Origin of the sequence: Planosporangium thailandense (assembly GCF_011947195.1) — a bacterium.
GTDB lineage: Bacteria > Actinomycetota > Actinomycetes > Mycobacteriales > Micromonosporaceae > Planosporangium > Planosporangium thailandense.
Genome location: NZ_JAATVY010000013.1, coordinates 59,949 through 78,902 on the forward strand (window position 1 = coordinate 59,949; position 18,954 = coordinate 78,902).

11 protein-coding genes are annotated in these 18,954 nt (G+C 71.8%); 3 read left to right on the forward strand and 8 right to left on the reverse strand.

Annotated elements, in window-relative coordinates; translation table 11 throughout:
- Nucleotides 1–45: 45 nt before the first annotated feature.
- Both HC031_RS18565 and HC031_RS18570 read right to left on the reverse strand, forming a co-directional pair.
- Nucleotides 46–498, reverse strand: coding sequence for a hypothetical protein (locus HC031_RS18565; protein WP_167926612.1), 453 nt, complete (start codon nucleotides 496–498; stop codon nucleotides 46–48).
- On the reverse strand, nucleotides 495–2,585 hold the full coding sequence (locus HC031_RS18570) for a CARDB domain-containing protein (RefSeq protein ID WP_167926613.1): 2,091 nt from the start codon (nucleotides 2,583–2,585) through the stop codon (nucleotides 495–497). Before HC031_RS18570 ends, HC031_RS18565 begins: the two co-directional genes overlap by 4 nt.
- Before the next feature lie 178 nt (nucleotides 2,586–2,763).
- Between HC031_RS18570 and HC031_RS18575 the strand changes: the two genes are divergently transcribed.
- Nucleotides 2,764–3,414 carry an MOSC domain-containing protein gene (locus tag HC031_RS18575; protein ID WP_338090727.1) on the forward strand — a complete coding sequence of 217 codons (651 nt, stop codon included), beginning with the start codon at nucleotides 2,764–2,766 and terminating at the stop codon, nucleotides 3,412–3,414.
- 59 nt (nucleotides 3,415–3,473) lie between these two features.
- On the opposite strand, the gene treZ is transcribed toward HC031_RS18575, so the two are convergent.
- From treZ to lon, 6 genes are all read right to left on the reverse strand, one after another.
- Nucleotides 3,474–5,210, reverse strand: coding sequence for a malto-oligosyltrehalose trehalohydrolase (gene treZ, locus HC031_RS18580; protein ID WP_167926614.1), 1,737 nt, complete (start codon nucleotides 5,208–5,210; stop codon nucleotides 3,474–3,476).
- Entirely contained in the window at nucleotides 5,207–7,492 is a 2,286-nt protein-coding gene (gene treY, locus HC031_RS18585; RefSeq protein ID WP_167926615.1) for a malto-oligosyltrehalose synthase, read from the reverse strand. Before treY ends, treZ begins: the two co-directional genes overlap by 4 nt.
- A 1-nt stretch (nucleotide 7,493) precedes the next feature.
- On the reverse strand, nucleotides 7,494–9,611 hold the full coding sequence (glgX, locus tag HC031_RS18590; RefSeq protein ID WP_167926616.1) for a glycogen debranching protein GlgX: 2,118 nt from the start codon (nucleotides 9,609–9,611) through the stop codon (nucleotides 7,494–7,496).
- Nucleotides 9,612–9,849: 238 nt separating this feature from the next.
- The gene (locus HC031_RS18595; protein WP_167926711.1) at nucleotides 9,850–11,034 is read right to left on the reverse strand and encodes a sigma-70 family RNA polymerase sigma factor; all 1,185 of its coding nucleotides are present in this window, start codon (nucleotides 11,032–11,034) and stop codon (nucleotides 9,850–9,852) included.
- Nucleotides 11,035–11,110: 76 nt separating this feature from the next.
- Nucleotides 11,111–11,455 (reverse strand): YciI family protein, encoded by a 345-nt coding sequence (locus HC031_RS18600; protein ID WP_167926617.1) that lies wholly within the window; start codon nucleotides 11,453–11,455, stop codon nucleotides 11,111–11,113.
- Nucleotides 11,456–11,636: 181 nt separating this feature from the next.
- Nucleotides 11,637–13,949: an endopeptidase La gene (lon, locus tag HC031_RS18605; protein WP_167926618.1), complete on the reverse strand. Its 2,313-nt coding sequence runs from the start codon at nucleotides 13,947–13,949 to the stop codon at nucleotides 11,637–11,639.
- 300 nt (nucleotides 13,950–14,249) lie between these two features.
- Here lon and HC031_RS18610 point away from each other — a divergent pair, with 300 nt between their 5' ends.
- Nucleotides 14,250–15,581, forward strand: coding sequence for an APC family permease (locus tag HC031_RS18610; RefSeq protein ID WP_205862915.1), 1,332 nt, complete (start codon nucleotides 14,250–14,252; stop codon nucleotides 15,579–15,581).
- Nucleotides 15,582–16,285: 704 nt separating this feature from the next.
- Entirely contained in the window at nucleotides 16,286–18,952 is a 2,667-nt protein-coding gene (locus HC031_RS18615) for a sensor histidine kinase (protein ID WP_205862916.1), read from the forward strand.
- Nucleotides 18,953–18,954 lie beyond the last annotated feature (2 nt).

An 18,954-nucleotide genomic window follows, 5' to 3' on the forward strand; every position in this document is an offset into this window, starting at 1 on the left:
AGAGGCTGTCCGGTCGACTCCGGTGCCCGGACAGCCCCACGCCAGTCAGCCCTTGGCCGCCAGGACCGTGACGAGCGTGTCGCCGTGACAGCCGGAGATCTCCTTCAGCGTCCAACGGCCGACCAGGCCCTGACCGGCGAAGTTGGACTCGGCGTCGTGGGCCTCGACCTCGCCCTGCTTCAGTTCCAGCCCGGCTGACGGGTAGGCCTTCTGCATGAAGCCGAGGGTGCCCTGAAAGGTGCCCGGTACGACCGCCGTGACGATCTGCCGACCGCCCGAGCGCTCCTCGTAGCCGGTGACGACGGCCTTCGGCGGCAGCGGTACCTCCCGGGGGAACGCGGTGGGCGCGGGTAGAGCCGCGGCCCCGTCGGCGCATTCGACGTTGCCGGAGCCCGCCGCCTCGGCGGGCAGGGCGGCGCCCTTCGCGGTGCCGTCACAGCCCACCAGGGCTGCGACGGCGACCACCGCGAGGAGGGAAGGGATGGACAGCCGGCTCATTTCGGCAATCGCACCGTGACGCTGTCGACGTTGTTGGACTCGTCGCTCTCGCTGATCGTGTTGTTCGGGTCGGCCGTGGCGGTCACGGTCTCCGCGCCGTGCTCGCCCCGCGTCGGCCAGGCCACGCTCACCTGCGCCGACTGGCCGGGGAGCAGGTCGACCGGTGCGCTGGTGGCGGAGAACCCGTCCGGGGTGGTGAACCGTACGGTGACCGCCTTCGCGACGGCGTGCCCGGTGTTGCGGACCGTCGCGGTGAGGGTCGATTTCCCGTTCGGCGCCACCTGCGGATCGACTGCGGGAACCTGCAGGTCGGCGAGGAACTGGGCGTCGTACGCGGCGAACAGCGTCTTCCCGCCGCTCTGGCGGGCGATCGTCGCCAGGGCGTCGAAATTCTGCGCGCCGCCGCCTGAGCAGGCGCCGGTGCACCCGTCGGCGTAGGCCACGAGGACCCGGCCCTGCTTGTCGATCTGCACGTCGATGAAGTCGAGCAGGTTGCGGTCGTTGCCACAGGTGGTACCACCGGTGCAGATGGAGCCCTTCTGTACCGGGTCGTTCGGGGTGGCGTCGGTCAACGACCAGGTCCTGCCGGAGTCGTACGTGGTCGCCACGTACAGGTGCCACTCACCCTTGAAGTTGGCGGTGTCCTGGTAGTTGCCGCCGGTCGGGGTGCCGAGGAAGGCGAACGCCGCCCGGTCGGCATCACCGGCGACCATGGCCGGGAACACCGTGTTCGCAATCCCCAGCGCCGCGCCGACGTCCTGGTCGTTCTCCCAGGTCTGGCCCTTGTCGTGGGAGACCGCGACGTGCGGGTGGCCGTCGGCGTTCTGGTAGCCGAAGTAGACGGTGCCGTCCGCGCCGACGCCGACCGACGGGTCGCTGTCGCCCGGCGCGCTGGTCGGCACCTTGCGTACCTGCCAGGTCAGCCCGTTGTCCGCGGAGACCGCGACCGCCTGGTTGGCCCCGCACCCCTTGTTCGGCACGTACACCGTGCCGTCGTTCGGGGCGACCTTCACGTGGCCGTGCAGGCCGCCGCAGTCGAGCAGGGTGTACATCGGGACCGCCGGGCCGTACGTGAGGCCGCCGTCCCGGCTGACCGCGCAGGACGCGTCAGCGATGTCCTGCGAGCAGTAGTACACGGCGTCCGGGTACAGCGGGGTGCCGCCGAGGCCGCTCGCCGAGTACTTTCCGCCGCCGATGGTCTGGTGGTCGACGCCGGAGTTGATGCCGCTGCCCTGCGTGGGGACCCACGTCCTGCCGTCGTCGTCGGTGTAGCAGGTCAGCGCCGCCTTGCCGGCCAACTGCGACTCGAACGTACGGCCGGTGTCGTGGTCGGTGTACAGGATAGGGTCGAGCGACGTGACCGCGGTGCAGTTCGGTGGGCCGGCGCTGGCGTTCTCCCAGGCGGCCGTGGCCGGGTTGGCCGAGTCGTCGAACGTGACCCGGTACGTGTCGGTGTAGGCCTGGTACATGGCCTTGCCGGTCTTCCAGTTGACGCCGATCGACGGCTCGCCGGCACTGTGGGCCTGCGGGAGTGTTTCGGGCGCCGGGTAGTTGGTGAACGACGTCGCGCCGGTCGGGCCGGGTGCCGGGGCCGCCGGCTTCGCCGTCAGCGAGGCCATCGCCCAGTAGCTCTGGCCGAGCGGGTTGAACGGCACGACCCGGACGGTGTACTTCCCGGCCACCGGCGGCACGACGAGGATCTCCGGGTCGGCGGTCGTAGCCGCCTCGGCGACCTCGTTGCCGGCGCTGTCGTACAGGTACACGTCGAAGTCCGCGTTGCCGGCCGACCAACCGACCGCGATCTTCAGGTCGTTGCCGGCGTCGTAACCGGCCGGCACGTCGACGGTGAGGGCGTAGTCGTCGCAGACCGTCGCCTGGTTGCACAGCAGGCTGCCGGCGGTCGCGGTCGCGTTCGGCACGAGGAACGGGCCGCCGTTCCACGTGACGGACGTGCTGGTCGACGACACGGTGCCGCTCGCGGGGGTCGCGGCCTGCGCGGGGGTGGCGCCGGCGGCCACGGCGAGGAGCAGGGCGGCGGCAGCGATGATCGGCCGCGGCGCCCGCGCGGCCTTCCGGGGTGGTCTCATGGCATCCCTACCTTTCACGGCCGACGGCCGCGTTTACCGGTGTGAATGTTTATCGCTGTAGCCGTCCGGGTGTAACGCGCTCGCCGTTCGTGCCGCACCGGATCGCCCGAACGGGTGAGTCCCCGCTGGTCGGGTAAACCGCTCGTCACCCCCGCGCGCCGGCGCATAAGCTGCCGGCGTGGCGGAGCTGATCTCGGTGAACCTGGCGGTGCCCCGGCCGAACCCGGCCAAGGAGTCCGGGGTGACCGGCATCGACAAGCGGCCGGTCGCGGGCCCGGTGCTGGTGCGCGCCCCCGGTCCGAAGGACGGCGGGCTGGGCAGCGGCCTGGTCGGCGACGGGATCTTCGACCGGGTCAACCACGGCGGCGACGACCAGGCGGTCTACGCGTACGCCCGGGAGGACCTCGACGCCTGGGAGGCCGAGCTGGGGCGGACACTGCCCAACGGCGCCTTCGGCGAGAACCTCACCACCTCGGGGCTGGACGTCACCGGCGCCCTGGTCGGGGAGCGCTGGCGCGTCGGCGAGCAGGTCGTCCTCGAGGTCGCCGACGTGCGGATCCCGTGCCGCACGTTCGCCGACTGGATGGCCGAACATGGGTGGGTCAAGCGCTTCACCGTCCGCGCGGTGCCCGGGGCCTACCTGCGGATCATCGTGCCCGGCGAGATCCGTGCCGGCGATCCGATCGAGGTGGTCAGCCGCCCGGAGCACGACGTGACGGTCGGTCTGACGTTCCGGGCCTTGACCCGCGAGCCGGAACTGCTGCCCCGGCTACTCGCGGCCGACGCCCTGCCGGACGACCTCAAGGAGGCGGTCGCGAAGCGGACGTGACCGCACCTCCCATGATCCTGAAGGGTTTTCCGTGTCCCGACACGGAAAACCCTTCAGGATCATGACACGGTAATGACCGCCGCGGACTCGGCCGGCAGCTCCACCGCGTTCGGGCGCACCGTCACGCCGGCCTCCGTGGCCAGCAGTACGGCGTCCGCCCGGCCGGGGATCGCGATGCGCTGGCGCTGGCCGGCGAGGTTGGCCACCACCAGGCAGCCGCCCCGCGCGACGGTCAGGAACCGGTCGCCGGTGGTGACCTTCACCCGGTCCAGCCACGGGTCCGACAGGTCGGGCACCGCCTTGCGCAGCGCGATCAGCCGCCGGTACAGCTCCGCCACGCCTGCGTGCTCAGGCTTGTCCAGCTCCGACCAGTCGAGCTTGGAGCGCTGGTACGTCTCGGGCGCCTGCGGGTCGGGCACCTCGTCGGCCGTCCAGCCGTGCGCGGCGAACTCCCGTCGCCGTCCACTTGCGACGGCCGCCGCGAGGTCGGGCTCGGGGTGGCTGGTGAAGAACTGCCAGGGCGTGCTGGCGGCCCACTCCTCACCCATGAACAGCATCGGCGTGAACGGGCCGGTCAGCAGCAGGGTCGCGCCCACCTTCAGCAGCCCGCTGGACATGATCGCCGGTAGCCGGTCGCCGAGCGCCCGGTTGCCGATCTGGTCGTGGTTCTGCAGGTACGCGACGAAGCGGTGGCCGGGTGTCCGGGACCGGTCCACCGGACGGCCGTGGCGGCGACCGCGGAAGCTCGACCAGGTGCTGGCGTGGAAGAACGCGCCCTCCAGTACGGTCGCGAGGCAGTCGGTCGAGCCGAAGTCGGCGTAGTAGCCCTGCCGCTCACCGCTGAGGACGGCGTGCAGCGCGTGGTGGACGTCGTCGTCCCACTGCGCCTGCAGGCCGTACCCGCCGGCCTCGCGCGGCGTCACCATCCGAGGGTCGTTGAGGTCGGACTCGGCGATGAGCGACAGCGGTCGGCCGAGATGCGTCGCCAGCGACTCGACCTCGACCGCGAGCTGTTCGAGCAGGTGGACCGCGCCGTGGTCGACGAGCGCGTGCACCGCGTCCAGGCGCAGGCCGTCGACGTGGTAGTCGCGCAGCCAGGTCAGGGCGCTGTCGATGATGTACCGGCGGACCTCCTCGCTACCGGGGCCGTCGAGGTTGAGCGCCGCGCCCCAGGGGTTCGACGCCTCGCCCAGGTACGGGCCGAACGCGGGGGCGTACGCGCCGGAGGGCCCGAAGTGGTTGTAGACCGCGTCGATGATCACCCCGAGGCCGCGGGCGTGGCAGGCGTCCACGAAGCGCTTCAGGCCGTCGGGTCCGCCGTACGGCTCGTGCGGCGCGTACCAGCAGACCCCGTCGTAGCCCCAGTTGTACTCGCCGTTGAAGGCGTTCACCGGCAGCAGCTCGACGAGGTCGATGCCGAGGTCGACGAGGTGGTCGAGGCGTTCGACAGCTGAATCAAAGGTGCCCGCTGGCGTGAACGTGCCGACGTGCAGTTCGTAGATGACGCTGCCCGGCAGGAAACGGCCGGTCCAGCCGTCGTCGGTCCAGCCGAACGCGCCGTGGTCGTAGAGCCGGCTCGGCCCGTGCACGCCGTGCGGCTGCCAGGCCGACCGCGGGTCGGGCAGCGGCCGGTCCGAGTCGTCGAGCAGGTACGCGTAGTCGGTGCCGGGCCCGGCGGCCGGTACGTCGACCCGCCACCAGCCCGACTCCTCGGCGGCCTCCATGTCGTGGTCGGCGTCCAGCGCCCGCAGCCGTACCCGGGACGCCTTCGGCGCCCAGACCCGGAACTCGGTCATGACACTGTTCTCCTCGGGGCCAGCAGCGCGACGGGGTACGGGTCCAGCAGGTCGACCAGCGCCACCGCGCCGCCGGCGAACTGCCGGCCCGTGAGCACGTCGACCAGGTCGTCGGGCAGGGACAGCCGGGTGTCACCCCAGCCGCCGCGCCGGCGCAGGCCGACCGGCAGCCGGGTGGCGACGGTAAGGGCACCACCGCGACCGTCAGAAGCCCGATCGAACGCGACCAGATGCGACGCCGCCGGGCCCTCGGCGTCCAGCTGCCGGTAACCGGTGAACAGCTCCGGGTGCTGCCGGCGCAGGCGCAGCGCGCGGCTGGTCACCAGCAGCTTCGCGGCTCCGGTCGCGTCGACGTCCGGCTGCCAGCCGTCGTCGAGCCGCGCGAGCAGGTCGCGGCGCGCGGCGAAGTCGACCGGACGCCGGTTGTCCGGGTCGACCAGCGAGAAGTCCCAGAGCTCGGTGCCCTGGTACACGTCCGGTACGCCGGGCATCGTGAGCTGGACCAGCTTCTGCCCGAGCGAGTTGGACCAGCCGGCGGCGCGGATCGACGCGACGAAGTCCGACAGGTCGGCGTGCAGCGCCGGGTCGTCGTAGACCGCGTCGACGACCCCGTGCATCGCGCGCTCGAAGTCGGGGTCCGGGTCAGCCCACGACGTCGACGTCGACGCCTCGCGGGCGGCCTTCTCCGCGTACGCGTGCAGCCGTTCCCGCTCGATCGGCCAGGCGCCGACCGTCGCCTGCCACAGCAGGTGGGCCAGCGCCACGTCGGGCAGCGGTGCGCGGGCCGTCCACCGCCGCACGGCGTCGGCCCACTCCTGCGGAACCTCGGAGAGTACGGCCAGCCGTGCGCGTACGTCCTCCGACCGCTTGGTGTCGTGGGTGGACAGTGCGGTCATCCCGGAGGGCCAGCGGGCCTGCCGGGCCGCGGCCGCCGCGTGGAAGTCCGCGACCGGGACGCCGAAGTGGCCCGGATCGTTGCCGACCTCGTTGGCTGCGGTGAACCGGCTGTACCGGTAGAACGCCGTGTCCTCGACGCCTTTGGCCATCACCGCGCCGGTGTACTGCTGGAACCGTACGGCCAGCTCGTCGTCGGGGTGCGACAGCCGGGGCCGCAGCGCCTCGACCGTCGCGGTCAGGTCGGGGCGGGACCGCTCGGCCGCCGCGAGGGCCTGCGTGAGGTGCTCGGCCCCGACCGGCAGGTACGAGCGGTACACCGGGAACTGCACGGCGATCTCGACCAGTGCCTCTTCCGCGTCGGGTTTCGCGGCGGGCAGATCCGGCACGAGCCGGCTCAAGCGGGTCAGCTCCGCCGCGAGCAGCTGTGTCGCGGCTTCCCGCTTGCCCTGGTGCGCAAGGGTCGCCCAATCGGAAGGGTCGAGCCGGGTGAACGCGGCCTCGGCCGCCGGGTCGATGAACAGTCCCGAGACCTCGCGCAGGGCGTCGTACCCGGTCGTGCCGGCGACCGGCCAGTCCGGCAGCTCCTCGCCGACTTCCAGGATCTTCTCCACGACCAGCCACGCGTCCGGCGCCGCCTCGGCCAGCCGCCGCAGGTAGCCGGCCGGGTCGCGCAGCCCGTCCGGGTGGTCGATCCGGATGCCGTCGAGCTCGCCGGCGGCGTACCAGCGCAGCACCTCCCGGTGGGTCGCGTCGAACACGGCCGGGTCTTCCACGCGGAGGCCGGCGAGTTCGGCGATGGCGAAGAAGCGCCGGTAGTTGAGCTCGGCGTTGCCCCGCCGCCACGACACCAGTTCGTAGTGCTGGCGGTCGTGCACCTCGGTCGGGCTGCCGCCCGCCGTACCCGGCCGAAGCGGGAACCGCTTGTCGTAGTAGTGCAGCTCGTCACCGACGACCTTCAGGTCGGACAGCGCGTCGGGGGAGTCGGACAGCACCGGCAGCAGGATGCGCGGCCGGCTCCAGTCGATGTCGAACCAGTCGGCGTACCGCGACGCGCGACCGTGGCGCAGCACGTCCCACCACGCCGGGTTCGCGGCCGGCACCGCCACCCCGACGTGGTTGGGCACGATGTCGACGACGAGGCCCAGGCCCGCCGCGCGCAGCGCCGCCACCAGCCGCCGCCGGCCGTCCTCGCCGCCGAGCTGCGGGTTCACACGGGCGTGGTCGACGACGTCGTACCCGTGCTCGGAGCCCGGAGCGGCGGTGAGCAGGGGAGCGGTGTAGAGGTGCGTGACGCCGAGCGCGTCCAGGTAGCCGGCCAGTTCAGCGGTGGCTGCCAGGTCGAAGCCCGGGCGTACCTGCACCCGATACGTGGAGACCGGCCGCATGTCAGGCGGTCCGCCGCTGGAGGACGCAGAACGAACGGTCGCGGACGAACAGCTTCCCGCCGGCCTCGACCACCCGCCCGTTCTTGACGTCGGCGCTGGGGAACTCGCCGGTATCGATGACCAGCTCCCACTTCTGGCCGAACTCGGCCGGCGGGAGCACGAACTCCAGCCAGTCGTTGTGCGCGTTGAAGCAGATGAGGAAGGAGTCGTCGGCGACCCGCTCGCCGCGCGGCCCGGTCTCCCGGATGCCCTCGCCGTTGAGGAACAGCATGACCGCGCGGCCGAGGTCGAAGTCCCAGTCCTCCTCGCTCATCTCCCGGGCGTCGGGGGTGAACCACTCCATGTCCCGGATGGGCGTGCCGCTGACCCGGCGTACCGGACGGCCGGTGAAGAACCGGCGGCGGCGGAAGACGGGGTGCTCGGCCCGGAAGGCGATCAGGGTGCGGGTGAACTTCAGCAGCTGCTCGTCGGCCTCGGCCCAGTTGACCCAGCTCAGCTCGTTGTCCTGGCAGTACACGTTGTTGTTGCCCTGCTGGGTGCGGCCCAGTTCGTCGCCGTGGCCGATGAGTGGCACGCCCTGCGACAGCAGCACGGTGGCGAGCAGGTTGCGCCGCTGGCGGGCGCGCAGTTCGAGGATCTCCGGGTCGTCGGTCGGCCCCTCGACGCCGCAGTTCCACGACCGGTTGTGGCTCTCCCCGTCGCGGTTGTCCTCGCCGTTGGCCTCGTTGTGCTTCTCGTTGTACGAGACCAGGTCGGTCAACGTGAACCCGTCGTGCACGGTCACGAAGTTGACGCTGGCGATCGGTCGCCTGCCGTCGTCGGCGTACAGGTCGGCCGACCCGGAGATCCGGCTGGCGAACTCGCCCAGGGTCGCCGGCTCCCCGCGCCAGAAGTCGCGTACGGTGTCGCGGAACTTGCCGTTCCACTCCGTCCACAGTGGGGGGAAGTTGCCGACCTGGTACCCGCCGGGGCCGACGTCCCACGGCTCGGCGATCAGCTTGACGTTGCCGACGATCGGGTCCTGCTGCACGACTTCGAAGAAGGTGGACAGCCGGTCGACCTCGTAGAACTCGCGGGCCAGCGTGGCGGCGAGGTCGAAGCGGAAGCCGTCGACGTGCATCTCCTGCACCCAGTACCGCAGCGAATCCATGATCAGCTGGAGGGTGTGCGGGCCGCGCACGTTCAGGCTGTTTCCGCAGCCGGTGTAGTCCATGTAGTACTGCGGATCGTCGTCGACGAGCCGGTAGTACGAGGCGTTGTCGATCCCGCGGAAGCTCAGCGTCGGGCCCAGGTGGTTGCCCTCGGCGGTGTGGTTGTAGACCACGTCGAGGATCACCTCGATGCCGGCCTCGTGCAGCGACTTGACCATCGAGCGGAACTCCTGCACCTGCTGGCCCGCCCGGCCCATGGACGAGTACGCGTGGTGCGGCGCGAAGTAGCCGATGGTGTTGTAGCCCCAGTAGTTGCGCAGGCCCCGGTCGGTGAGGTGGTGGTCGTTGACGAACTGGTGCACCGGCATCAGCTCGATCGCCGTGACCCCGAGCCTGGTGAGGTGCTCGATCATCGCCGGGTGCGCGATCCCCGCGTAGGTGCCGCGCAGCTCCTCGGGGATGTCCGGGTGCAGCCAGGTGAGGCCCTTGACGTGGGCCTCGTAGAACACCGTCTCGTGGTAGGGGATCTGGGGCGAGCGGTCGTTGCCCCAGTCGAAGTACGGGTTGGTCACGACGGACTTCGGCATGAACGGCGCGGAGTCGGCCTCCGACATGCGGTCGGGGGCGCCGAACTCGTACGCGTAGACGGCGGGATCCCACTTCACGTCCCCGTCGATCGCCTTCGCGTACGGGTCGATCAGCAGCTTGTGGGGGTTGCAGCGCTGGCCGCGCGCCGGGTCGTACGGGCCGTGCACCCGGTAGCCGTAGCGCTGCCCGGGCTCGATGCCCGGCAGGTAGCCGTGCCAGACGAAGCCGTCGACCTCGGTGAGGTCGACGCGGGTTTCGTTGTCGTCGTCGAACAGGCACAGCTCGACCCGTTCGGCGGCTTGCGAGAAGAGCGCGAAGTTGGTTCCTGTCCCGTCGTAGCTGGCGCCGAGTGGGTACTGACGCCCCGGCCATACCTGCATCTGTCGCTGCTCCTGCCCCTGACGTCCGGCCGCCGGACGGCTGTCCGAGTGTCCTCCGTTTGCCCGATAGCGGTTGGTCGTAATCATGGCGGTGGGTGACCGTAAGTACGGAGTGAAGTCGGCCATCAGGACTATATCTCGCCCCGTTGGAAAAGGGCGTAATGTCACAATTCGGGCCACTTCAGCGGTCCTCGACTACGAGGTGGGCCCGACGGCTGTTCCGGGGCGAACCGGCACCTCAGCCGGCAGAGAGTTCGGTGATCCGGCCGGCGAGGAACGCCCGTTCGGTGGCGTTGTCGGCGAGTTCCAGCGCCGCGCGGTAGGCGGCGATCGCCTCCTTGTTGCGGCCGAGGCGCCGCAGCAGGTCCGCCTTCGTGGCCGTCAGGTACCGATAACCGGCCAGCCGGCCGTCGCGTTCGAGTGCTTCGACCTCGACGAGTGCCGCGGCCGGGCCGTCCACCATCGCGACGGCCGCGGTGCGGTTGAGCGCGACCACCGGCGACGGCCACACCCGCAGCAGTTCGTCGTACAGACCCACTACCTGCCGCCAGTCGGTCTCGGCGTAGCTGGGCGCTTCGGCGTGCAGCGCCGCGATGGCCGCCTGCAGCGCGAACCGGCCCGGGCGCCCGCCACGCAGCGCGTCGAACACGAGCCCGACGCCCTCGTCGATGGCGGCCCGGTCCCACCGCGAACGGTCCTGCTCCGCCAGCAGCAGCAGGCGGCCGTCGGGCGCGATCCGGGTCGCCCGGCGGGCGTCGGCGAGCAGCAGCAGGGCGAGCAGGCCGCGTACCTCCCGCTCGTCGGGCATGAGGCTGTGCAGCATGCGCGCCAGGTCCAGCGCCCGCTCCACCAGGTCGACGCGGACGAGATCCCGGCCGGTGGGAGCGGTGTGACCGGTCGTGTAGAGGAGGTGGACCACGGTCAGCACCGCGTCCAGGCGGTCGGGTAGCTCGTGCGCTTCCGGCACGCGATAGGCGATGCGCGCCGCCGAGATCTTCTTCTTGGCCCGGGTGACGCGCGCGGCCATTGTCGGCTCGGATACCAGGAACGCCTGGGCGATGTCACCGGTGCTCACCCCGCACACCAGGCGCAGCGTCAGCGCCACCTGCGCCTCCCTGGCCAGGGCGGGGTGGCAGCAGGTGAAGACCAGCCGAAGTCGGTCGTCGGGGACCACGTCGGCTTCCACGTCTTCGGCGTCCGGCGCGGCGTCCGGCTCGACCAGTAGCGGCAGCTTGGAGCGGAGCGTACGGTCGCGGCGGTGCGCGTCCAGGGCGAGCCGGCGCGCGGTCGTGGTGAGCCACGCGCCGGGGTTTCCGGGTACGCCGTCGCGAGCCCAGGTGTCCAGCGCCCTTAGGTACGCGTCCTGGACGCACTCTTCGGCGAGTTCGATGTCGCCGGCGACGCGCGCCGTCGCGGCGAGCACGAATGCCCACTCGCGACGGTGCGCGTCGGCAACCGCCCGCTTGATCTCCGCGGCGGCTGCGTTCACCTGGCGCCTGTCACTCGTCGAAGGTCATGACTGGCCGCACCTCGACCCCGCCGTACGGCGCCGGGCACAGTTTGGCGATGGCCAGGGCCTGGTCGAGATCCTTCGCCTCGATCAGGTAGTAGCCGCCCAGGGCCTCCTTTGTCTCGACGAACGGGCCGTCGGTCACGATGTCGTCCCGGATCGTCGTCGCCGTCGTGGTCGGCTGCAGGGCGTTGCCACCGAGCAGGCTGCCGCCCAGCTCACCCACCTGCTGGGCGAACCGGTTGTGCGCCTCCATCGCCTGCTGCCAGGCTTCCGGCGGGGCGTCCTGCCAGCCGGTCTCGCTCTCGTAGATCAGGATCAGGTACTGAGCCATCGTGCTTGCCTTTCTATCGGTTTCGTTCGCCTGGCATCGGACCGACCTCGACCTCGGCCCCGCGCCAGCCTTCACCACCACGACGAACGGCCCCGCAGCGAATCGACAATGTCGTCGGAAAATTTTCACCGGATCTTGGACACTTGGGCTGGTCATAGCCGGCCCAAGTGTCCAAGATCGTTCAGGCGGCTAGCGCTGCCTCAGCCGCCGGGCGCAGGGCCAGCTCCAGCACGTCGGTCACGTCGCTCACCGGGTGGATCGTGAGCGCCTCGCGCACCTCGGCGGGTACGTCGTCGAGGTCCGGCTCGTTGCGCGCCGGGATGACGACCTCGGTCAGGCCGGCCCGAGCCGCTGCGAGGAGCTTCTGCTTGACCCCGCCGATGGGCAGTACCCGGCCCGACAGCGTCAGCTCGCCGGTCATACCGATCTCCGGGCGTACGGGGCGGCCCGTCGCCAGCGACGCCAGCGCGGTCGCCATCGTGATGCCCGCGCTCGGGCCGTCCTTGGGGATCGCGCCCGCGGGTACGTGCAGGTGCAGCCGGCGGCCCGCCAGCGTCGCCGGGTCGATGCCCAGCTCCGTGCCGTGCGAGCGAAGGTACGACAGCGCGATCTGCGCCGACTCCTTCATCACGTCACCGAGCTGACCGGTCAATGTCAAACCGGACTCCCCGGGCATCGCGGTGGCCTCGATGAACAGCACGTCGCCGCCGGTACCGGTTACCGCCAGCCCGGTCGCCACGCCGGGCACGGCGGTGCGCTCCGCCGACTCCGGCGTGAACCGCGGCCGACCCAGGTACGCCCGCAGGTCAGCCGCGCCGACGCGGATCGGCGACGGGTCGGACGCCAGCTTCACGGCGGCCTTGCGCAGGATCCGGGTCAGCGCCCGCTCCAGCTGTCGCACGCCGGCTTCCCGGGTGTACTCGGTGGCGATCCGGCGCAGCACCTCGTCGTCGACGGTCACCTCGGCCGGCGTGAGGCCGGCGCGCTCCAGTTGCCGGGGCAGCAGGTGGTCGCGGGCGATCGCGACCTTCTCCGCCTCGGTGTACCCGTCGAGCGCCACCACCTCCATGCGGTCCAGCAGTGGACCGGGCACGGTGTCGGCGACGTTCGCGGTCGCCAGGAACAGCACGTCCGACAGGTCGAGATCGACCTCCAGGTAGTGGTCGCGGAACGTGTGGTTCTGGGCCGGGTCGAGCACCTCCAGCAGCGCGGCGGCCGGGTCGCCGGCGTACCCGGCCGACAGCTTGTCCACCTCGTCGAGCAGCACGACCGGGTTCATCGAGCCGGCTTCGCGGATGGCGCGCACGATGCGGCCGGGGAGTGCGCCCACGTAGGTGCGCCGGTGACCGCGGATCTCCGCCTCGTCACGGACGCCGCCGAGCGCCACCCGGACGAATTTGCGGCCCAGTGCCCGCGCGACCGACTCGCCGAGGCTGGTCTTGCCCACACCGGGCGGACCGACGAGCGCCAGCACCGCGCCCGAGCCACGACCACCGACCACGTGCAGGCCGCGGGTGGCCCGCCGGTTGCGGACGGCGAGGTACTCCAGGATCCGGTCCTTGACGTCGTCGAGGCCGGCGTGGTCGGCGTCGAGCACCGCGCGCGCCGCGGTCAGGTCGGTGTTGTCCTCGGTACGGGTGTTCCACGGCAGCTCGAGCACGGTGTCCAGCCAGGTGCGGATCCAGCCGGCCTCCGGGGTGGAGTCGCTGGCGCGCTCCAGCTTGCCGACCTCGCGCAGCGCCGCCTCGCGTACCTTCTCCGGCAGGTCGGCGGCCTCGACGCGGGACCGGTAGTCGCCGGCGCCGTCGGGTTCGTCCTCGCCCAGCTCCTTGCGGATGGCGGCGAGCTGCTGGCGCAGCAGGAACTCCCGCTGGCTCTTCTCCATGCCCTCGCGGACGTCCTCGCTGATCCGCTCGGCCACGTCGAGCTCGGCGAGGTGCTGGCGGATCCAGTCGACGAGCAGCGTCAGCCGCGCGTCCACCGTGGCGGCGGTGAGGATCTCGGCCTTCTGGGCGGTCGACAGCCAGGGCGCGTACCCGGCGGAGTCGGCGAGCTCGGACGGGCCCTCCATCCGCTCGACGGCGTCGATGACCTGCCAGGCGCCGCGCCGCTGCAGCACCGAGGTGACCAGGGTCTTGTACTCGCGGGCCAGCTCGCGGGTCCGGCCGGTGACCGCCGGCTCGTCGAACGGCGAGGTCTCCACCCACAGCGCGGCACCCGGGCCGGCGACGCCGGAGCCGATGTGGGCGCGGGCGAGGCCACGGATCACGGCGGCCGGTTCGCCGCTGGGCAGCCGGCCGACCTTTTCGATCACCGCCGTCGTGCCGACGGAGCCGTACTCGCCGTCCGGGCGGGGTACGGCGATGAGGGTGTTGTCGCCTGCCGTGCGGGCCGCGTCGACCGCCGCCTGGGTGGCGGCGTCCAGGGTGACCGGGATGACCATGCCGGGCAGGAGGACGGCGTCGGCCAGGGGGAGGACCGGAAGGGTAGCCACATCGCACCTCTGTAATGACGTAATCATGAGTCTTCTCGACTCAAGTCTGGTGAGGCATCCGGTGTTCCCGATGTGACCCAGGACACAACGGGCGGGTGGCTGTCCTGCGCGCTGTGTGACGCCGTCGTTGTGTGCTGTCAACTTTTCCCACGTTTTCCACTGACGCCCGCCAATGAGCCACGGGTCGGCTATCGTTCCGCAGATCACACGTCCAGTGGAGGGGAGCCAGATGCCGCCGTCGCCCAGGCCCGCCCCGGCGGCCCGTACCGCCGTCACGCTCATCGCCCGGGTCTGACGAGCATGGCCGATCTGAACGTCGTACCGATGTGGGCGGGGGTGGCCCGCCATCGGCGCATCCATCGGCTGGGGCTCGGCCAGGGGACGGCCCTGTTCGTCGGCGCCGTACTCGGCCCCGGTGTCCTCGCGCTGCCCCGGCTCGCGGCGGCTGCCGCCGGCCCCGCTTCGCTCGTGGCCTGGGGCACGCTGCTGGCCCTGAGCGTGCCGGTCTCGCTGACCTTCGCCGCGCTCGGCGCCCGCTTTCCCGGTAACGGCGGGGTCGCCACCTTCGCCGCCTCCGCTTTCGGCCGGCACGCCGCCGCGGTCGTCGGCTGGTGGTTCTTCCTCGCCGTCCCGATCGGAGTGCCGGCCGGCGCGCTGATCGGCGGAGAGTACGTCGGTGCCGCCCTCGGCCTCGACGGGACGGCGACCGCCCGGGTCGCCTGCGCGCTGGTGCTCGCGGTGTTCGTCGCCAACTACATCGGCCTTCGGCTGTCCGGCGCGGTGCAGTTGTTGTTCGTGGTCGTGCTCATCGGGTTGCTCGTCGCGGCCGTCGCCGCCGCCGCGCCGGACGTCGAGGTCCGCCATTTCGTGCCGTTCGCGCCGCATGGCTGGACCGGCGTCGCCAGCGCGGCGGGCGTGCTGTTCTTCGCCTTCGCCGGCTGGGAGGCCGCGAGCACGCTGTCGGCCGAGTTCCGCAATCCCCGCAAGCACCTTCCCTGGGCGACCGTCATGACGCTGATCGTCGTCGGGGTGCTCTACCTCGGCCTGGCCGTCACGACGGTCGGCGTGCTCGGCGATCGGGCGGCCACCTCGCCGGTCCCGCTCGCCTCGCTGCTCGAACGGGGCATCGGGGGAGCGGCGGACGCCATCACCGCGGGTGCGGCGGTCTTCCTGACCTTCGGCGCGCTCAACACGTACCTCGCCGGCGGCGCGCGCCTCGGCGCGGCTCTCGCCAGCCACGGCGCGCTGCCGCGACTGCTCGCGAAGGGCGGCGCGGCGGGCGAGGTGCCCCGGCGCAGCCTGACCCTGCTGGCCCTGCTCGCCGGTCTGGTGACCGCGGTGACGTTGGTCTTCCACGTTGATCTCGACGCGCTCATGCGCGCGACCGCGGCCTGTCTGGCGGCTGTGACCATCGTCGGCACCGCCGCTGCCGTGCGGATCCTGCCGCCGCGCACGGCCGGCCGTCGGGTGGCGATGGCGGCGACCGCGTTCGCCGTGGTCGTTCTCGCCTCGTGCGGTGTCTTCCTGGTCTTCCCGGTCGCGGTCGCGCTGGTGGTCGTCGCGGTGACGGGTGGCGGCGCGCGGCGGGCCGCCACCGTACCGGCCGCCGCGCCACAGGAGTCCCCCGCCTGACGGAAAATGTGTACGCGCGCACTCACAGTAATCACGGTCTATGTGAATTACGGTTAGCGATTGACGCGTGGCGGACTGTAGGGGCATTCCCCTGCGGCACCGCAGTACCGAATGGATATGGCTCCTTGTTCCGTATTGGTGCGATTCATCCGGAACGGGGGAGCGCTGATTTCCGCCATTTCGGCAATGCCTGCGGACTTGTGTCCACCGGGCGTCGTCGGTGCATCGACGGTATGAAGGATGGCGGTATCGACGGTTCGGTTTAGCTGCGTGGCCTTCCGAACCCTGGTATCGGCGATCTCTTTACGGGCCCATCGGACGGGGTTAGGTTTGTCGACGTTACGGGGCGTTAAGGAGGGCGTGGGAGGTCAATCAGTCGTATCGGGGACTGCCAATGCAAAACTGACGGCTCCGGCGTCAGTCGTCGTATCGGCTTTCGCGGTCCCCGAATGTGGTACCCGTGAAGGCGAACCTTGACGCCATCGTCGCCGGTGCATCGGCCCGGACCTGCCCGACACGCACGGCGAACTGATCAAGGACAATTTCCCCGGCGAACGGCATCGGCCCGGCGACCACCCGGACGGCCGATGAGTCCCGCTGCGCGCGGTGCTGCCGACTGTTCCACGAACCCGGCGCCGCGTAGCAGGTGAACCGGCCATCGGGTCCGTCACGAGCGGGCCCGGTCGCTTCTGTGCAGGAGAGCAATGGCGATCGCGACAGTGACAACGCCGCCGGCGGGCGACCAACCGCGCCCCTCCACCGCCGACCGTGCGGTCGCCGGCCACCGGCGGGGCGTCGGGCACTCCTGGTTCTGGTCGGTACGCACCCAGCTACTCGCCCCGATTCTCGTCACCACGCTCGGCCTCGTCGTGCTCGGCGTCGTACAGACCGCCGACTCGATCGCCAGTGCGAGCGACGCCACCCGCGCGCAGGTGGTGTCGTCGACCGCGACGGCCACCGTCCGGTTGACCCACGAGCTCGAACGCGAGCTGGCGGAGACGGCGGCGCTACGCGAGCGGGGCGGGCACGCCGGCGAGCAGCTCGTCACGGCCCAGCGGGCGCGGACCGACGACGCGGTCAAGCGGTACCGCGCCGCGCTGACGGCGGCCTCGCGTACCACTCCGGCGCTTGACGCGGAGTTCCACGCCGCCGATGTCGAGCTGGGTAAGTTGACGACCGCCCGGACGTTGAGCGACCCGGGCGGTCCGACCGACAAACTGCCCGACCCGGTGTACCACGACATCACGACCGCCCTGCTCGCCGTCGCCGACGCCCTGCCGTCCCAGCTGCGTGACCCGAAGCTGTCGGGCACCGCACGCGACGTCGCCGCGCTCGCCGCCGTCGAGCACTACCACGCCCTCGAACGCGACCTGCTCCACGCCGCCTTCAGCCGCGGTTCGCTCCAGGGCAACGACCTGGTCGACCTGGCCAGGATCGACTCCGCGCGGCAGGAGCGCGAAGCGGAGTTCACGCGGGTGGCCGACGCCGCGGCCCGGGCCCGCTACGACAAGGTCGTCAAGGGACCGGACGTCGAGGCGGCGGCCCGGATGCGGGACGCGGTGTTCGCCGGCGAGCCCGGTGCGCTGGAAGTCGACGCCGACGCCTGGTACGTGGCGCAGAGCAGCACGATCCGGAAGGTCAATCTCGTCGGGCTGGCGCTGTCCGACCAGCTCGACCGCGACGCGTCCCAGGTAGCGACGTCCGCGACCCGGCGCGCCTGGCTCACCGGTGGCGGTTCGGTCGGGATCGGCCTCATCGCGCTCGGCGCCGCGCTGGCGCTGGCCGTACGCACCAGCCGGCGGCTGCGGCGACTGCGTGCCGCCGCGCTCACGGTCGCCCGGCACGAACTGCCGGCGATCGCCGACCGGGCGATGGCGGGCGCCGTGATCGACGCCAGTCGGGGCCTCGACTCGGCGGCGGCCGGCATCACCCGCGGCATCGCGGCCAGCGGAGACGAGGTTGGTGAGGTGGCCGACGCGTTCTCGTCGGTCCACCGCACCGCGCTGCGGCTGGCGGGCGATCAGGCGCAACTGCACGCCGACATGGCGCGCATGGCGGAGACCTTCGCCCGCAGGATCCGTACCCTCATCACCCGGCAGCTGCGGCTGCTCGACGAGTTCGAACAGGACGAGACCGACCCGGACGCCCTGGAGCGCTTCTTCGCGCTGGACCACCTCGCCACCCGCCTCCGGCGCAACGGCGAGAACCTGCTCGTACTCGCCGGGGGCGAGCCGGGCCGGCCGGTCAGCGGCGCGTTCCCGCTCGCCGGCGTGGTCACCGCCGCGGCGTCCGAGATCGAGGATTTCAAGCGCGTCGAGGCCCAGCCGATGGACGTGGCGGTCGTCGGCCCGGTCGTGGGTGACCTGGTACACCTGCTGGCTGAGCTGCTCGAGAACGCGACCTCGTTCTCGCCGCCCGACACACCGGTACGCGTCGACGCGCGGCGCACCGTCGATGGCGTGGTGCTGCGGGTGCACGACAGCGGGATCGGGCTGACCGAGGCCAGGCTGGCGGAGGTCAACCGGCGCCTGACGGAGCGGACGGCGAGGCTGTCGAGCGCCGCCACCGGCACCATGGGGCTCCACGTCGTGGCGCGACTGGCGGCCCGGCACGGCATCAGGGTGCAGTTGCACACGACCGGCAGCGGCACCGTCGCGTACGTGCTACTGCCGTTGAGCGTCCTCGACTCGCCGGCCCCGGTACGGTCGGCGCCCGCGGAGCAGGCGGCTGCCGAGCCTGTTCTGGAGCGGGCGGCAGCTCGTCCGGCCCGGCCCGCGTCCGTGCCTATGACGGCGCTGCCCCGTGCGGAGCGCGAGGAAGCGGTGCCCTTGGCCGCGGCGCCCGCCGTGCCGGTGTCGCCCGCGCCGGTGGGGCCTGCCGTGCCTGCCGTGCCTGCCGTGCCCGCCGTGCACGGCGATGGCGCCCTGCGGGTGCCCGCGACCGTTTCGGCGGCAGCTTCCCTGGGTGCGCCGAAGGTCCCGGCCGCGCGAGCGCAGGCGCCAGCGACACGGCCAACGGCACCGCCGGCCGCGGTGCCGGCGGTGCCAGCTCAGGCCGCGGTCCCGGCGGCGGACGTGACGCCGGCGGCGCCGGTGCCGGCCACGGCTCCGGCATCGGCCACGCCTCCGCCGCCGGCGGCGCCCATCCGGGCGTCGGCCGCCGTCGTACCGGACCGTTCCGGCGGGTCGCTGTTGCCGCGCCGCCGACCCGGTACCCAGCTCGCCGGGGACCCGCGACCCGCTCCCGCGCCGGCGCCCCGTGCGCCGGTCGACCCCCACAGTGTCCGCACCCGACTGTCCGCACTGGCGGAGGGGGTCGCCGCCGCCAAGCGCAATACGACCGAACCATCCACGCCCACAAAGGATCGATGAAC

Coding starts and splice junctions, on each gene's coding strand:
- HC031_RS18565 (WP_167926612.1), bottom strand. CDS start 498: ATGAGCCGGCTGTCCATCCCTTCCCTCCTCGCGGTGGTCGCCGTCGCA.
- HC031_RS18570 (WP_167926613.1), bottom strand. CDS start 2,585: ATGAGACCACCCCGGAAGGCCGCGCGGGCGCCGCGGCCGATCATCGCT.
- treZ (WP_167926614.1), bottom strand. CDS start 5,210: ATGACCGAGTTCCGGGTCTGGGCGCCGAAGGCGTCCCGGGTACGGCTG.
- treY (WP_167926615.1), bottom strand. CDS start 7,492: ATGCGGCCGGTCTCCACGTATCGGGTGCAGGTACGCCCGGGCTTCGAC.
- glgX (WP_167926616.1), bottom strand. CDS start 9,611: ATGCAGGTATGGCCGGGGCGTCAGTACCCACTCGGCGCCAGCTACGAC.
- HC031_RS18600 (WP_167926617.1), bottom strand. CDS start 11,455: ATGGCTCAGTACCTGATCCTGATCTACGAGAGCGAGACCGGCTGGCAG.
- HC031_RS18610 (WP_205862915.1), top strand. CDS start 14,250: ATGGCCGATCTGAACGTCGTACCGATGTGGGCGGGGGTGGCCCGCCAT.
- HC031_RS18615 (WP_205862916.1), top strand. CDS start 16,286: ATGGCGATCGCGACAGTGACAACGCCGCCGGCGGGCGACCAACCGCGC.